Genomic DNA, 15,974 nt, shown 5'->3' on the forward strand with positions numbered 1-15,974 from the left:
TGCGAGCAAGGTCCGCTCAGGGCCTACGGCCCGTCTGTTCGATAGGTAATCCAGGCGGAGACAGACCGCCGTACAAAGGAGTGCGGAGTATCCATGAAGATGAAACCCTACGTCCATCCCGAGCCGCTATATCCGTACCGGGAATGGAGCCTGGAAGAAGAGAGCTTCGCCGACGGCGAGAACCAGCGGAGCGAAAGCCTGTTTGCCGTCGGCAACGGCTATATCGGCATGCGGGGCAATTTTGAGGAGGGCTACCACGGCACTGAAGGAACGTCGGTTAACGGCAATTACCTGAACGGCTTCTACGACGCTGAACCGATTATCTATCCCGAAGGCGCATACGGTTACGCGGTGCGGAACCAGGCCATGCTTAATGTCACCGACGCCAAAATCATCGGCTTGTCCGTCGAAGGCCACGCCTTTCACCTGAATGCCGGCACCGTGCATCGCTACAAGCGAACGCTCGACATGCGCAAGGGGGTGCTGCGCCGCAAGGTGGACTGGGAATCGCCTGGCGGACACCGCGTGTCCCTCGTCATCACCCGCCTGGCGTCGTTTGGGAACAAACACTTGGCCGCCATCCATTACGAGGCGACAGCGCTCAATTTCGACGGCGCGATTACGCTCTCCTCGGCAATGGAAGGCTCCATCGCCCGGCCGCCGGCGACCGACGACCCGCGGCTCGGGGCGGGAAGCGAGCTGCCTAGCCTGCTTCCGGAGGGCATGGACCACGACGGTGCGTTCTCATGGATGCGCCAGCGGACCCGGCATACCCGGTTCGCACTGCTGTCGGCGATGAGCCACGTTCTGGAGACCCCGGCCGGCTACGGGACGAACCGGAAGGCGGCGGACCAGCGGCTGACGGAGGAATTCTCCGTGCCGCTGCGCAGCGGCGAGACGGTCGCCCTTACGAAGTACATCTGCTACCATACCTCCAAAGACTACCCGGAGGAGGAGCTGATGCCCCGGACCGAAGAGCTGCTGCGCGGCGCGGTGCACGCCGGCTTCAGGCAGCTGCTGGCGGAGCAGGAAGCCTACCTGGAGGAGTTCTGGAAGCGGGCCGATGTCGAAATCGCCGGCGATCCCGCGCTTCAGCAGGGCATCCGCTTCAACGCGTTCCAACTGCTGCAATCGGTCGGCAGGGACGGTGAGACCAACATCGGGGCCAAGGGCCTGACCGGTGAAGGCTACGAAGGCCATTATTTCTGGGATACGGAAATGTATATGCTGCCGTTCTTTACATTTACCCGGCCGGACATCGCCCGGTCGCTGCTGGAATTTCGTTACCATACGCTCGGCAAGGCCCGTGAGCGCGCGGCGATCATGTCGCAGAAGGGCGCCCTTTACCCGTGGCGGACTATCGGCGGAGAGGAGAACTCGTCCTATTTCCCGGCAGGCACGGCGCAGGCCCACATCAACGCGGACATCGCTTACGCCATCCGTCAGTATGTCCTGGCGACGGGAGATACGGATTTTCTCGTCAGCCAAGGCGCGGAAATCCTGTTCGAGACATCCCGGTTCTGGGTCGACCTCGGTCATTTCAATCCGGCGCGAGGCGGGTCATTCTGCATTGACGCGGTGACGGGGCCGGATGAGTACACGGCGATTGTAAACAATAACGCCTACACGAATTTGATGGTGCGAAGCCAGTTGGAGTACGCTGCCAGCACGGCCGACCTGCTCCGCGGCTCATATCCGGAGCACTACGAAAGGCTGGTCCGGGCCATCGGGCTGACGGAGGAAGAAGTGCGTCTCTGGCGGAAGGCGGCGGCCCTTATGTTCGTGCCTTCAGATGAACGGCTTGGCATCATCGCCCAGGACGATACATTCCTGTCGAAGGAAAAATGGAATTTCGAGCAGACGCCGGAAGACAAGTACCCGCTGCTGCTGCATTTTCATCCGCTCGTCATCTATCGCCATCAGGTGCTGAAGCAGGCGGATGTCGTGCTGGCCCTGTTCCTGCTCGGCGAGCAGTTCACGCTGGAGGAGAAAATCCGCAATTATCAGTATTATGAGCCGCTCACAACCCATGATTCCTCGCTGTCGCCCTGCATTCACAGCATCATGTCGGCGGAAATCGGGGATCTGGAGGGGGCTTACGCCTATTTTGACCGGACGGTGCGAATGGATCTCGACGACATCAACCGAAACGCCAAGGACGGCTTGCATACGGCAGCGATGGCCGGCTCGTGGATGTCAATCATCAACGGCTTCGGCGGCATGCGGCTCCGGGATGGCCTGCTGTCCTTTCAGCCGCGCCTGCCAAGTCAGTGGGAGAGCTGCCGGTTCCGAATCGCGTTCCGCGGCAGCCTGTTGGAAGTGCGCATCGGCCGGGAGAGTACCCTTTACACGCTGCTGGAAGGCGACGCGCTGGAGCTGCTGCACATGGGGCTTCGAGTCTCGCTGTCTCCGGGACAACCGGCTTCCTTTTCCCTATAAGTCAAAAGCAGACGGCGCTCCGTCCCTGAAGTTGGGGAAGGAGCGCCGTTTATGCGCTATTTGGCCGGTGGTTTTTTTTGCTCCGAGGCGAACATGTGTGCTATAATGGAAAAATCCTGCATGTAAGGAGGCTCCATGGCATGTTGGTACACAAAGCTTGCGATTCCGGCGTTGAAGGTATGCGCGAAACAAGAACCATGAATGACAGCACGGACAGGAGTAGATCAGAATGAAAATAGAGGAGATCGTAGAATACTGTTTGTCTTATCCTGGCTCGTTTGAAGATCAACCCTTCGGAGAAGGATGGACGGCCATACGCCATAAAGAAAACAAGAAGTTATTTGCCTTGATATTTAATCGAGATGAACATCTTTGCGTTAACCTTAAATGTGATCCTGAACGATCCGATTTCCTTCGACAAGCATTTAAGGAGGTCAAGCCGGGATATCATATGAATAAAGAGCATTGGAATACGGTCATTTTAGATGAAGGACTTCCGGAAGATGATCTTCATGATATGGTAAAGCACAGTTTTGAACTAACGAAACCTAAACGTAAAACCAAGAAATAACACAGATAAACGGATTCTCCTGCTCGGGGTCCTTGTATTGCAATTTTAGCGATCTCTTTCGCGCCCTGCCGGGCCTCTCCCGGCGCAGCCCGACACTCCATATTTCACCGGTTCAGCGTAAACAGATAATTATACTTGCTTGCATGCTTTAACTCATCCAGAATAATGCCTCCCACCGTATCCCGGTAGATGCCGACGGGAAGGCCGAACCATATTTGCCGGTATTTTTCCACTGCAGACAGTTCACCTTGCAGCGCCCGCTGTATCCCGGTAGTATAGGATTCTACTCGCTGATACTGCTCATTGCTGATCCCCCGGATGTCCTGCCCCGTCAACTCTTTGTAGATCCCCCGAAACATACGGTTATGCTCCCGTTCATCGTCGCGGATGGAAGCAATGATCGCAGCTTGCTCGGAGTTTGGGGCGAGTTTAATCAGTTCGTCATAGAAGAGCTCGTCATTTCGTTCTCCCTGAACCGCTTCTTTGATCATATCCAGGGCTTGCGGGGTAGAGGTGGCCCAAACGGGCTGAAAAGCGGCTCTGCTCCAATACGGGTTTACCCAATACATAATATTCAGGACCTCCCAATGCTTTTGTAATCGTCAGGATTAGCATATGTGCGGAAGCCCAATTTGGTTTCATAAAAAAAGAAAACCGCCCAAAGGCGGTCGATGGAACAGGGTAGACGGGATAACGCGATAGTGGATGCTAAGCGGCTTTCGGCGCGGTCCGTCTTTCCAGAAGCGCAGCTCCTGCCCAGACAACGGCCGTAATAACTCCTGTGACGATAACCGATCCGCCCGCATGGAGAAGCAGCAGTGGAATCCATACGAGGCCCAGGGAAAAATGCACTTTGCGCATCCATTTATTTCGCACCCGCTTGATCAGCCACCCGTACCCGGCCAACGTCAAAAGGATCAAAAACGCGGCTAGTCCGGTAAATATTTTGTCGTCATGAAGTTTCGTGATCAGATAATAAGCGCCATGCACCAAAATGAGGACCAGTGCGGTCCAGCCCATGAACTGGTGTATGCGATGCAGCAGCTTGCCCAGCTTTCGTACCGGAAGGGAGGGGGACTTGAGCTTTTTCTTGAAACCTACCCAGGAAAAACTGACCGCTCCGCATACGACCGCAATTGTCCCCAATAATTTGAAAGGTTCCAATTCTTCCTCTCTTTCTCCTAGAGGGCGCATTTCCCGGTCGCCGAGAGGATAGGGATGTGTTCCGTGGGCTTGTGCGTAGAAGAAATAGGCGATCAGCAGCAAACTGACTATCACAACGAAAATGGCGGGAATCCACACTGTTTTCCTTTTTGACATGTGAGCTTTGTCACACTCCTCTCTTTTTCATTATCGTATCAGCCAGTTATTAACGAATTATTAAGGCAGGATTCCACTAAAAGGATCTTATGGTATTATGAAGGGGGCGTTCATACAGTGTTCGGGAGGTTACTGATATGATCATTGGTTCTTTACAAATGAATGTAGAAAAAAAGGATAAAATAAAAAACTTAAACACCATTGAGCAGCTAATTAATCAGTCGGTGGATTCGGTTGATTTGGTAGTTATGCCTGAGCTGTTTTCAACAGGTTATTTTTTTGATTCGGCAAGCGAACTGATGGAGATCGCAGAAGAAATTCCTAACGGGTATACAACAAGAAGGCTTAGTGAAATTGCTAAAAATGCAAATTGTCATTTCGTTGGAGCCATTGCAGAACAGTACAACGGTCATCTTTATATTACCGCAATCGTAGTAGGGCCATCAGGTTATGTGGGAAAGCAGAGGAAACGGCATCTTACGGATCATGAATCCAAAGTTTTTTCTTGTGGAACAAGCTCGGAAGTCTTTGATATCAATGGATGCAAGGTAGGAATTGTGATCTGTTTCGAAGGATGGTTCCCGGAAAGCGCAAGAGAATTAATGCTAAAAGGGGCGCAAATCATTTGTCATTCCGCATTAACCTGTCAGGAAAGAACCCTTGATATCATGAGAATCCGGGCGATTGAGAACAAAGTGTATCTGATTTTAGCCAATAGTATAAGCACGGAGTATCATAATAATGAGTCCATCACCTTTAGAGGAGACAGCAGAATAATCGATTATGAGGGAAATATTTTAATCAATGCCGGTCAAGATGAGAAACTAATTACTGTAGAAGTAAATGAAGAACATACGATTCACAAAGACTTGGAAGATTGTAAGGATTTGATTTCGGAAGTTAAAAAACATACATACTTCTAAGGGAGAACTTATTGCCAACATATCCATCACTTACACTTCCAGAATAGTGGTAATTGTGCGGATTATTTTTATTTGCTATGTTACTATAATTTTTGTAATTTTCTTCATAACCTTTTTCTTTCCTCCAGATTTGGGTAGTCTGGGGGCTTTTTTGATTGTTTAGGACCGAACAAGTATCAACTTGTCCGGTTCTTTTTTGATTGGCTTAAAATCATCTGTAAGCGCCCGTATCGGAGATCTTAACGATCAGTTGCAATCATGTTTTTTACATAACAATTTTGTTATGGTGTATATCGTATATATTCATTTTACTTATGTAAAAACCTGTTGTATCATCTGGTTATGGCAAGCGGCAAGCGGCAAGTCAATCAAGCAAAGCCAATCCGATTTGAATAAAGGAGGAACTATTGTGAAATATAAGGCTTGGATTTTATTAATATTAGCCAATCTATTTTGGTCTGGTAATATGATTTTCGGGAAATTCAGCTCAAATGAATTTCCTGCAGTGTGGACAGCTTTTCTAAGATGGGTTGTTGCATTGATGTTACTTATTCCCATTGCCCAAATTGTGGAGAAACCTTCGTGGCTTCAAATATGGAAAAAAAACCGGGGGATTATCATTTCGTTAGCTGTTTTAGCCATTGTCGTCTATAGCTATCTCATGTATGCTTCCCTACAGTTCACATCTGCAGCGAATGGCGCTTTAATTAACACTCTCACTCCAGCCTTGATTATGCTCTTTTCGTTGATATTCCTAAGGGAAAAAGTAAGTACCTTTCAGTTCATTGGATTAATCACTTCATTTATTGGTGTCCTGATTGTTTTGACTAAAGGAAACCTGCTTCAATTGTTCTTCACCCACTATAACAAGGGCGATGCGCTCATGTTTTTGGCCGTGTTATGCTGGACTGCCTATTCATTGGTTGTAAAAAAAGCAAAAGGTATCCCGCCCATTACATTGGTAGCGATGATAGCGATTGTTGGCACTATTCTGTTGATTCCTTTTTTATTCATGCAACCACTTCAGTATAAGGAAGTAACTTCTTTCGGTATTATGGGGATTATTTATTTGGGTGTGTTCCCGGCAGTCGGCTCGTTTATCTTTTGGAATCAAGGCATTAAGATGTTAGGAGCGGGTAAAGCTGGCATAACCATGAATTTGCTTCCTGTCTTTACAGCTATAATTGCGGTTATCTTGGGTCAGGGGCTGGTGATTTCACAAATTGTCGGGGGACTCCTTACGATTGCCGGTATGATATTAACTTCGATAAAACTGAAACAAGTTTCTCCCGAACAGAAACAAATTTCTCCCGAAAAGAGTATGGCGCCTCAGTTGAATGTATAATAACTCCTGTAAGGCGATACTAATCAACAAAATGACCGAACAAGCATCGCTTGTTCGGCCGTTTTATGTGTGAATGGACTATATAAGATGAACTTGAAAAATGACATCAGGGTAAGGAGTAACGAAGGGGAAGTTTGGAACTGTAGGAGCGATAGCGATCGCCTTTGTCTCCGGATTTCATCCGCCAAGAGCAGTTTAAATAAAGAAATCTGGGGACAACAGCGGCCGGAAGTCCAAACATTCCTCGTAGTTACGACTGACATCTGATGGAAAAATCTTTAAGTTCATCTTATATAGCTTAGAAATTCTCCAAAACAATCTTTCCTATCGACCTTCCGGTCTCCATTTTTTCATGGGCTAGACGCAGGTTTGCCGCATTGATCGGTTCCAGGCGTTCGGCCAGAGTCGTCTTCAGCTTGCCATTATCGATTAGTTCAGCCAGTCGATTCAGGATATCGTGTTGTTTGATCATATCTTTGGTCTGGAACATGGCACGGGTGAACATGAGCTCCCATACAAACGTGACACTTTTATAAAAAAGCAGATCCATATCCAAGCTTCCCGCCTGGGAAGCCTTAGCTACAGGAACGATTGAGCAAATCTTGCCCTGAGGGGTGATGACTTCGGCCATATTCGCAAAATGCTGCACCGTATCATTCAGGCAAAATACATAATCCACGGACTCAAACCCAATTTCCTTGAGCTGCGGTGCAAAAGGGCTGTTGTGGTTGATTGTAAAATCCGCACCGTGATCTTTGGCCCACTGCACTGACTCCGGACGTGAAGCGGTACCAATTACAGTTAATCCCGCTAATTTGGCAAGCTGCGTAGCTATTGATCCTACTCCTCCTGCTGCACCGATAATGAGTATGCTTTCGTTTTCCTCTGCGTTATGACTGAGTCCCAAACGATCAAATAGGCCCTCCCAAGCAGTAAGCGAGGTCAGCGGCAGGGCGGCCGCTTGCGCGAAATCCAGGCTCTTCGGCTTGTTTCCCGCGATGCGTTCATCCACCAGGTGAAATTCACTGTTAGCGCCAGGACGAGTGACACTGCCCGCATAAAACACCTCGTCTCCCGGCTTGAACAATTGGCATTCAGGCCCAACCTGCTCCACGATTCCAGATGCATCCCACCCCAAAATTTTCGGCGATTCTGCCTCATAGTTATTATTCTTGCGAATATCCAGGTCGGCTGGGTTGACTGAGACTGCTTTGACTTTGACAAGCAGATCGCGACCTGTAGGCACCGGTTTTTCTATATGCAGATCAACAAGGCTTTCCGGATCGGATAAAGGGAGATACCGATAAGAGCCGACTGCTTTCATGTTTAGGGGATTGCTCATTTCTTCCTTCCTTTCCAATGGGTTTGTCGTACATACGAATTATATATTGTATACTTACATTAAATAAGTACGCATATTTTTATTATATAGTATTAAAAATCATACCATTGGAGGAGGACGCACTATGGGAGATCGGAGAAACAAATACGGGGGTAAGCCAAACATGGAAAGCTGTCCTGTGGAAACCACTCTGGATGTCATCGGCGGCAAATGGAAAGGGATTATTCTCTACCAGCTCATTGGCGGAACGAAGAGGTTTAATGAATTCCGGCGTCTCAATCCGGGGATTACGCAGTTTATGCTCACCTTGCAGCTTAGGGAGCTTGAGCGGGACGGCATCGTTCACAGAGAAGTGTATAAAGAGGTTCCGCCCAAAGTGGAATACTCGCTCACCGATTTTGGCAGGACGCTTGAGCCGATTATCGTATCTATGAAAAAGTGGGGGGAGACTTATAAAATCAGACTTAAAGATATAAGAACAGAGCAAGAGGAGGATGCTTGAGCATTCAGACGGGAGACCTGTCAAAATCAACGTCCTCAATAAACTCGATCACTTCACCGTTGGGACTGTAGACCAAGGCGTTTTTCACCACAAGCGGCGGTTCGCCAAGAGACATCTGACTCGGTTCCACACAGGCCTTTGCTCCATGAGCAATGGCTTTTTGATATGTATCGTCTACATCACTCACATAGAAGGCAAAGTGTAACAACGCTCCATAAGCTACCTCCTCCTCTGACGAGGCTTTTTTACCTTGGGCTGGAATAACGGCTTCATTATCAAAAACTTCGATGCAGGTTCTTCGATCGGGTGAAACGAGCATGGAAGCTTCTTTGATCTGGAAGGAGGGCAGACTCCAATAGTGCCCCACCTTAAATCCCAAGACTTCAGTATAAAAGGCAATCGTCCCTTCATAATCTTTGGCCTGGATCGCCACATGTGAAAGACCTTTTACGCTCATTCAATATCTCTCCTTATCTGTAAGTTGTTAATAGTATAGAAATTTTAATGCGTTAAATACATAGGATAAGTAAGAATATATTGATAAAATAGTTATGAAATATAAGTTAATTCAATGGATATGGCTTAATTTATTTACATGATGGAATCAGGGAGGGCTTAAGGATATGGATCATCCGATTGATGATATTGATAGGAAAATTTTGCAACTGCTTCAGCACAATGCGCGAATGTCTATTTCGCAAATCAGCAAGGAAATCAGCATGTCCCAGCCGTCGGTTAAAGAAAGGATTTTGAAGCTGGAGGATAAAAAGATCATTTCCGGGTATTCCACAGCATTTAATTTAAGCAATCTGAATCGGGGGACGACGACTTTTATCCTGTTAAAAACTGAACATTGCCAGGAGCTCGTTGACTTTTGCAGCAAAGCCAGGGAGGTAACCGATTTATATCGGATCAGCGGGGAATATAATTATCTGATTAAAGTGCAAACCGCATCGATCGAAGAGCTTGCCGAATTCCAAGACTCTCTTGCTAAACTCGGACCTTCCAAGTCTCATATCAGTATGAAAAATATATTGGAAAACAGGGTTCTGCTCTAAGATACGATCAATTCCGACAAAACCGATCAAAATTACCAAAAAAATATTGACGAACATTATATGAACATGTAATATTCAATGTGCTGAAAAAAGATGTTCAATAGATCAGAAAAAAAGAGAAGAGAGAGGGTACATAGCAATGAAAAAATTCAGCCTGATACTTCTGCTGGCACTGACCGTCATTTTGGTCGCTGCTTGCGGAACAAATGCTAACAACGGCAGTTCGCCTGCGGCCTCACCGTCGCAGAACGCGGAAGCCGGAAGCGGGGAACAATCCAGTCTGGACGCAATCAAAGCAAGCGGTGTATTGCGGATCGGTACGGAAGGAACTTACGCCCCTTTCACTTTTCATGATGCGAGCGGCAAGCTGACCGGATTCGACGTGGAGATTGCAGAGGAAGTTGCCAAACGCCTGGGGGTAAAGGCCGAGTTCGTCGAAACTCAATGGGATGGTATTTTTGCCGGAATGGATGCCAAGCGGTTCGACGCTATTTTTAATGAAGTGTCCATTACGGACGAACGCAAAGTGAAATACGACTTCTCCGATCCATACATCGTTTCCAAGGCTGTGCTGATCGTCAAGAGCGACAATAACACGATCCAGTCATTTGCAGACCTTAAAGGTAAAAAGGCCGCTCAGTCCCTGACGAGCAATCTGGCGGATATCGCAAGGGAGAATGGAGCTGAAATCGTCTCCACCGAAGGTTTTAACCAGGCGATCGATCTGCTGGCTTCCGGACGCGTGGACGCCACGGTCAACGACGGATTGTCTTATTTGGACCTCAAAAAGCAGAAGCCGGACGCTCCGATCAAAAAGGTTGACGAACAGGCGAACGGTTCACAAAGCGCCGCCGCTTTCCTTAAAGGCAATGATGAACTGGTCAAAGCGGTCAATGACGCGCTGGCTTCAATGAAGAGCGATGGAACCTACCTGAAAATCTCCGAGAAATATTTCGGCGAGGATGTATCCAAATAACACATGAACCAAGGCTCTATTATGGCCCAAAGTTCAAGAAGGATGTCTGATTTATGGATGACCGTAAAATCCAAATCGTGATCGATTCTTTGCTGCCCCTGCTTAAAGCCGGGGTGGCTTTTACCGTTCCGCTGACGCTGGTTTCATTCGCTCTCGGCTTGCTGCTGGCGGTTGCAACGGCGCTGGTTCGGCTGTCGTCATGGAAAATTCCGGTTCTGATCGCCCGCTTCTATGTATGGATCATCCGCGGTACGCCGCTGCTGGTTCAGTTGTTCATTATTTTTTATGGACTGCCGAGCGTCGGAATAACGCTGGAGCCGTTTACGGCGGCGGTGATCGGGTTTACGCTAAGTGTAGGGGCGTACGGCTCGGAAATCGTGCGTGCGGCCATCCTGTCTATCCATAAAGGGCAGTGGGAGGCGGCTTATTCGGTCGGCATGACGCGCATCCAGGCGCTGCGGCGAATTATTCTGCCCCAGGCCGCGCGTGTATCCGTCCCCCCGCTGGCGAACTCGTTCATTAGCCTGGTGAAGGATACGTCGCTGGCGGCAACGATCACTTATGTGGAAATGTTCCGCACAGCGCAGCAAATCGCGGCCGTTACCTATGAACCGCTGCTTGTATACAGTGAAGCAGCAGTCTTTTATCTCGTATTTTGTACGGTCCTGACGGTGCTGCAAGATTACCTGGAAAAACGTTTGTCCCGCTACTCCGCGGGCTAAAGGAGAAATAATATATGATACGACTGTCTGGCCTGCATAAATCGTTCGGCCCGCTTCAAGTGCTTAAAGGCGTGGATGTGACGCTAGAGGAAGGCAAGGTTCTTGTCATTATCGGCCCGTCCGGCTCAGGCAAGACAACGCTGCTGCGCTGCTTCAATTTACTGGAGGTTCCGGACAAGGGGGACATCTCGCTGGGCGGAATATCGCTAAGTTTTGATGGAAAGAAGCTCCCGAAGAAGGATGTCCTGGCTCTGCGGCAAAAAACGGGAATGGTTTTTCAGTCCTATAATCTGTTTCCGCATATGACGGCGCTCGGTAATGTCATGGAAGGACAGGTCACCGTCCAAAAGTTATCCAAGGAGGAAGCGCGCAAGCGGGCTTTGGAGCTGCTGGTTAAAGTGGGGCTTGCGGATAAGGCAGACTCCTATCCCCATCAGCTCTCCGGGGGCCAGCAGCAGCGGGTGGCCATTGCCAGGGCGATGGCGACGGAGCCGGAACTCCTGTTATTCGACGAGCCGACCTCGGCGCTTGATCCCGAACTTGTCGGGGAAGTGCTGAAAGTCATCAGGGAGCTGGCATCCGAAGGCATGACCATGGTCATCGTAACCCATGAAATGAAATTTGCCGCCGATGTCGCGGACACGCTGATTATGATGGACGGGGGAGTTATTACGGAACAAGGCACGCCGGACCAAGTGCTAAACCATTCATCCAATCCCCGGACCTTGCAGTTTCTGAACCGGTTTGTAGACGATGAGCGTTCGACAGTCTAAGCGGCGTATTTACGTCTGCATATCCCAGAATCGACCGAATGAGAAAATGATGCCCAAGCCGGGCATCATTTTTTGTTCTAATATAATTTTACCGATTGTTTTTCCAGATTCGATTTTTAATGGGCAAGTTTCAAGTTCGCAGCATTAATCGGCGATATTTTCTCGTGTGAAAACCAAAGAATATCATGTAAATATTTGTGAATATTTGAAAAATACCACAACAACCAACGGATATCTGTGTCTATAAATAAGTATGAAAGGGGGACCCAAATCGACATCTGTCGCACAAATCATTGAGAGGTGAATTATGAAAAAGCTCGTTATGGCTCTTGCCTGTATAACGTTTCTGTTTTTGTTTGCAAGTGTGAGCGTTGGACAGGCCAATGCAGATGCTGCCATTCGTCTTTACTTAGACAACCAATTGCTTCAGCCGGAAGTTCCACCCCGTTTGGTAGGGAACACTACAATGGTTCCATTGCGGGTCGTGTCGGAAGAGCTTGGCGCAAAGGTGTCTTGGAACCAGGCTGACAAGCAGATAACCGTGAAAAAGGACGAACTGGTGCTTCAGCTTTACATCAATAAAACCAAAGCCTTTGTTAACGGAGATTCTTATCTATTGGAGACGGCTCCTTTGCTGGTAAAGGGAAATACGTTGATTCCGGTTCGTTTTGTCAGTGAAAATCTGGGACTGAAGGTTATCTGGGATAAATCAACTCGCTCTGTCAGTCTCATCGATACAGGCGAAGTCGCCGTTTCGGAGAGCCTTCCTGATAAAGCATCTTCGCCATCGCCAGCAGATGACGGCATTACCGGGAATCTTCCGGTGGTCCACCGGATTGAACGGAGCGAAGACGGGCTGAAGATTGCGGCAGAGGGAGGCAGCATCAAACCTGAGGTTAGCGGCTTGTCCGATCCTGAGCGGCTTGTAATTGACATTCCCGGAGCAACCCTGGATCAAATGATGAATGGGGAGAACATGGTACAGAACGGAGAAATTCCTGTCGAGGATTCGTACATAAACAAGATCCGGTATAATCTCTTCCAGGGCAATCCTTCCGGCGTCAGGATCACAGTCGACCTGAAGCAAAAAGTACAGTACAATTTGCTGGAAATCCAAGAATTGGGAGAATGGACATTACAATTAAGTCCAATGGATACAGGTACGAAGCAGTATCGGGTTGTTCTTGATGCTGGTCACGGGGGAACAGACCCAGGAAATACGTCGGTCGGAGGACGCTTCGAGAAGGAATTTAATCTAGATATAGTTTTGAAGCTGGCCAAAGTTCTGGAGGAAGACCCCAATATTTCTGTCTTTTTGACCAGACAAGACGACACTGCTGTGAAACGGGCAGATCGTGCAACTTTTGCCAATAATCTTAAAGCCGATATATTCATCTCTATTCATGGCAATAGTTACACGAGGCAGTCTGCTTCCGGAACGGAAACTTACTATACGCGAGATGACAGCAAGGAACTGGCTGATGTGCTTCATCGGCATATTGTACCGGCTACCGGTTTCATTGACCGGAAAGTACGCAATTCGAACTTTCAGGTGACCAGGGAGACAGTTATGCCGGCGGTGCTGTGTGAAATCGGTTTTATGTCCAACCCGCAGGAAGAACAGGTGATGTGGGATGAACAATTCCAATTGCGGGTGGCTGAGGCCATAGCAGCCGGTATTAAAGAATATCTGCAGGTTCCATGAGGAGGGGTTCACAATGCGTATAATTAAAACCATTCTGCTGTGCTTCGCCATTGGTTTGACCTTAAGCATAGCGGGTTGTGGGGATAAAAAAAACGGTACTGGCGGTTCTCACGATCCGGCAGCTTCTTCGCCCGCTACGGCGGCTCCTGCGGCTTCCCCCACTGAAGCTGCTGAGAAGGAAGAAGCGATTGCAACGTATTACGGGAACGCTGATGCGACTGGTCTCGTCCAAAAGGAAACGGTTATTCGTTATTCCAGAGAAACGGATAAATATCTGGCTGCTTTGAATGCTCTTAAAACGAGCCCGGAGGAACATATTGTTTCATTATGCCCTAGTACTACCTTCCTGTCTGCCGAACTGAACTCTGGCAAATTGACCATTAATTTACACTTGCCGGACGAGGATCGGCTGGGGGCTTCCGGAGAAGAATTGCTGCTGAAAGCTTTGCGTAATACATTGTTCCAATTTAAAGAGGTGGAAACCTTTGAGGTACTGGTAGATGGACAAAAAGTTGAATCACTGATGGGGCATTTTGACTTGCCTTCTCCGTTTACACGCAGCGAGAATTAAAGGGCTAATTAGTTGAAGTACGGTATGTAAAAAAGGGATTTTCTATCGGGTAGCAAAAATCTATTTCGAACTATTAAAGAGAAAAGGACTGAAAAGAGTTGGACGTTCAGACACTGCTGTTTGCCTCCCGGTGATCCTCATGGCGGGATTCATTCAAGGATTAACAAGCTTCGGCTTCACCCTCGTGTCCATGCCGCTGCTCAGTCTAAGGTTGCCGTTTGCAGGAGACGGTGCCGCTGGTTGTTATGCTCAGCCTGGTTACCAACATCGCAATTTTAGCAGGCGCTTATAAGGATGCCGCTGTCCGTAAAATCTGGGTGCTTGTGTTGTCCAGCATCGCTGCGGCGCCGCTGGGCGCCTGGCTCCTGCTGGTAGTCGACGCTTCCGTGCTGAAAGTGGCGACGGGCCTGCTCGTTCTTGCTTATTCCGCGCTGCTGCTCACTGGTAAATCCTTTCCTGTACGTAACGAACGATTTGCGTTTGTCCCGGTAGGCATCGCCAGCGGTTTGCTTAACGGTAGCATTTCCATGAGCGGTCCCCCGGTTGCCCTGTTCCTAAGCGGACAGGGAACGGGCAAAGCCGCTTTCAGGGCAAATCTGACGGCTTACGCTGCTATTTTGAACATTATCACCGTCGTCTCGTTTTCCCAGGGTGGTCTTCTGAACGGAAACGTCATGTCCGTCTTCGGATGGACGGTACCGGTCCTGTTGGCCGGTGTCTGGTTGGGCATTAAAGCGGTAAGACGGTTGAATGAAGCCGCATTCAAAAGGTTGACGCTATGGCTGCTTATCTTCTCCGGTCTGTGGACGGTCATCAGCGCAATCAGGTGATTTTGCAGGGCTTGAAGCGGCGGGGAAGCCCTGAACCAAACAACGTCCCTTCGGCAAAAAGGCCGCGGGGACGTTGTTTGTTGATTCAATGCTTTTTGGTTCCTGAGATGAGCCTGGTCCCTTGCTGTTGCCGCTTAAGCCTTCAGCACATCATGGTCCACATATCTCGCGCCGTTCAGCTCGCTGATGACGTTAATCGCCACCTTCGCGCCGTCGCCCGCCGTAATGACGGCATGCACGCTGACTCCGGCAACGGTGCCGGCGGCCCAGATGCCATCGATGTTGGTCTTGCCGGCCGCATCCACGGCGACGACCGTCTTGATTCTCGGCTCCGTACCGTCCTTCGTTACAACTCCCGCTTTGGCGGCCAGATCCGTCATCACGCCGGTAGCCAGAATAACGTGCTTCGCTTCATAGGCCGCGCCGCTTTCGGTTTCAATGGTAAAGCCTTCGCCGCTTTTAGCGATGGAAACGGCCTGCTCCGCGATCAGCTCGGCCCCGAACTTGATCGCCTGCTTGTGTCCGGTTTCCACCAGGTCGGGTCCGCCAATTTCGGAAATGCCGTAATAATTCTCGTACCAGCCTCTGCGGGTCATCCCTTTGTCGTTGTCGATAAGCAGCGTTTTCTTGCCCGCCTTGGCGGCGAACAGCGCGGCGCTTGCGCCGGCGGGACCGGCGCCGATTACTGCGATTTCGTACATGATAGGACCTCCTTAAAGTTTTGCGTAGCAAAACTCGCTACGAAAGCATGGGCTAAGTTTTGTGGAGCTTGACTTCCTGAGACTCTGCGCAGCAAAACTCGCATCGAAAGCATAGGCTAAGTTTTGCGTAGCAAAACTCGCTACGAAAGCATGGGCTAAGTTTTGTGGAGCGTTGCTTCCTGAGACTCTCCGCAGC

The 15,974-nt window shown here is 49.3% G+C and carries 17 protein-coding genes; 12 read left to right on the forward strand and 5 right to left on the reverse strand.

From position 1 onward, the window contains the following. Positions 1 to 93 precede the first annotated feature (93 nt). Both PSAB_RS02640 and PSAB_RS02645 read left to right on the forward strand, forming a co-directional pair. Positions 94 to 2,439 carry a glycoside hydrolase family 65 protein gene (locus PSAB_RS02640; RefSeq protein WP_038595496.1) on the forward strand — a complete coding sequence of 782 codons (2,346 nt, stop codon included), beginning with the start codon at positions 94 to 96 and terminating at the stop codon, positions 2,437 to 2,439. Between the two features lie 229 nt (positions 2,440 to 2,668). Then, a complete protein-coding gene (locus PSAB_RS02645) occupies positions 2,669 to 3,010 on the forward strand; it encodes an MmcQ/YjbR family DNA-binding protein (protein WP_025333046.1) in 342 nt (113 codons plus the stop codon). Positions 3,011 to 3,114: 104 nt separating this feature from the next. Here the strand turns inward: PSAB_RS02645 and PSAB_RS02650 are convergent, their stop codons facing one another. Both PSAB_RS02650 and PSAB_RS02655 read right to left on the reverse strand, forming a co-directional pair. After that, the gene (locus PSAB_RS02650; RefSeq protein WP_025333047.1) at positions 3,115 to 3,579 is read right to left on the reverse strand and encodes a ferritin family protein; all 465 of its coding nucleotides are present in this window, start codon (positions 3,577 to 3,579) and stop codon (positions 3,115 to 3,117) included. 139 nt (positions 3,580 to 3,718) lie between these two features. Beyond that, positions 3,719 to 4,330 carry a ferric reductase-like transmembrane domain-containing protein gene (locus PSAB_RS02655; RefSeq protein WP_025333048.1) on the reverse strand — a complete coding sequence of 204 codons (612 nt, stop codon included), beginning with the start codon at positions 4,328 to 4,330 and terminating at the stop codon, positions 3,719 to 3,721. A gap of 137 nt (positions 4,331 to 4,467) precedes the next feature. Here PSAB_RS02655 and PSAB_RS02660 point away from each other — a divergent pair, with 137 nt between their 5' ends. Continuing rightward, on the forward strand, positions 4,468 to 5,253 hold the full coding sequence (locus PSAB_RS02660; RefSeq protein WP_025333049.1) for a nitrilase-related carbon-nitrogen hydrolase: 786 nt from the start codon (positions 4,468 to 4,470) through the stop codon (positions 5,251 to 5,253). Positions 5,254 to 5,662: 409 nt separating this feature from the next. After that, the gene (locus PSAB_RS02665; RefSeq protein ID WP_038595497.1) at positions 5,663 to 6,598 is read left to right on the forward strand and encodes a DMT family transporter; all 936 of its coding nucleotides are present in this window, start codon (positions 5,663 to 5,665) and stop codon (positions 6,596 to 6,598) included. A 298-nt stretch (positions 6,599 to 6,896) separates the two neighbouring features. Here the strand turns inward: PSAB_RS02665 and PSAB_RS02670 are convergent, their stop codons facing one another. Continuing rightward, a complete protein-coding gene (locus PSAB_RS02670; RefSeq protein ID WP_025333051.1) occupies positions 6,897 to 7,940 on the reverse strand; it encodes a zinc-binding alcohol dehydrogenase family protein in 1,044 nt (347 codons plus the stop codon). Between the two features lie 124 nt (positions 7,941 to 8,064). Here PSAB_RS02670 and PSAB_RS02675 point away from each other — a divergent pair, with 124 nt between their 5' ends. Continuing rightward, complete coding sequence (locus PSAB_RS02675) at positions 8,065 to 8,442, forward strand: winged helix-turn-helix transcriptional regulator (RefSeq protein ID WP_025333052.1); 378 nt, start codon at positions 8,065 to 8,067, stop codon at positions 8,440 to 8,442. Between the two features lie 4 nt (positions 8,443 to 8,446). Here the strand turns inward: PSAB_RS02675 and PSAB_RS02680 are convergent, their stop codons facing one another. Continuing rightward, the gene (locus PSAB_RS02680; RefSeq protein WP_025333053.1) at positions 8,447 to 8,899 is read right to left on the reverse strand and encodes a VOC family protein; all 453 of its coding nucleotides are present in this window, start codon (positions 8,897 to 8,899) and stop codon (positions 8,447 to 8,449) included. A 166-nt stretch (positions 8,900 to 9,065) separates the two neighbouring features. On the opposite strand from PSAB_RS02680, the gene PSAB_RS02685 reads away from it, so the two are divergent. The 7 genes from PSAB_RS02685 (at position 9,066) to PSAB_RS02715 (ending at position 15,077) form a co-directional block, all read left to right on the forward strand. Further along, a complete protein-coding gene (locus PSAB_RS02685; protein ID WP_025333054.1) occupies positions 9,066 to 9,500 on the forward strand; it encodes an Lrp/AsnC family transcriptional regulator in 435 nt (144 codons plus the stop codon). A 139-nt stretch (positions 9,501 to 9,639) separates the two neighbouring features. Then, positions 9,640 to 10,476, forward strand: coding sequence for an amino acid ABC transporter substrate-binding protein (locus tag PSAB_RS02690; RefSeq protein ID WP_025333055.1), 837 nt, complete (start codon positions 9,640 to 9,642; stop codon positions 10,474 to 10,476). A gap of 53 nt (positions 10,477 to 10,529) precedes the next feature. Next, complete coding sequence (locus PSAB_RS02695) at positions 10,530 to 11,198, forward strand: amino acid ABC transporter permease (RefSeq protein ID WP_025333056.1); 669 nt, start codon at positions 10,530 to 10,532, stop codon at positions 11,196 to 11,198. 14 nt (positions 11,199 to 11,212) lie between these two features. Further along, positions 11,213 to 11,971 carry an amino acid ABC transporter ATP-binding protein gene (locus PSAB_RS02700; RefSeq protein WP_025333057.1) on the forward strand — a complete coding sequence of 253 codons (759 nt, stop codon included), beginning with the start codon at positions 11,213 to 11,215 and terminating at the stop codon, positions 11,969 to 11,971. A gap of 307 nt (positions 11,972 to 12,278) precedes the next feature. Continuing rightward, positions 12,279 to 13,676, forward strand: a complete 1,398-nt coding sequence (locus PSAB_RS02705; protein ID WP_025333058.1) for an N-acetylmuramoyl-L-alanine amidase family protein — start codon at positions 12,279 to 12,281, stop codon at positions 13,674 to 13,676. Between the two features lie 13 nt (positions 13,677 to 13,689). Beyond that, positions 13,690 to 14,247 (forward strand): GerMN domain-containing protein, encoded by a 558-nt coding sequence (locus tag PSAB_RS02710; protein ID WP_025333059.1) that lies wholly within the window; start codon positions 13,690 to 13,692, stop codon positions 14,245 to 14,247. Positions 14,248 to 14,477: 230 nt separating this feature from the next. Next, positions 14,478 to 15,077, forward strand: coding sequence for a sulfite exporter TauE/SafE family protein (locus tag PSAB_RS02715; RefSeq protein WP_226991755.1), 600 nt, complete (start codon positions 14,478 to 14,480; stop codon positions 15,075 to 15,077). Positions 15,078 to 15,211: 134 nt separating this feature from the next. Here PSAB_RS02715 and PSAB_RS02720 read toward each other — a convergent pair whose 3' ends face one another. Next, positions 15,212 to 15,778: an FAD-dependent oxidoreductase gene (locus tag PSAB_RS02720; RefSeq protein WP_025333060.1), complete on the reverse strand. Its 567-nt coding sequence runs from the start codon at positions 15,776 to 15,778 to the stop codon at positions 15,212 to 15,214. Positions 15,779 to 15,974: the final 196 nt, after the last annotated feature.

This window comes from Paenibacillus sabinae T27 (genome assembly GCF_000612505.1).
GTDB classification, from domain to species: Bacteria; Bacillota; Bacilli; order Paenibacillales; family Paenibacillaceae; genus Paenibacillus_AQ; species Paenibacillus_AQ sabinae.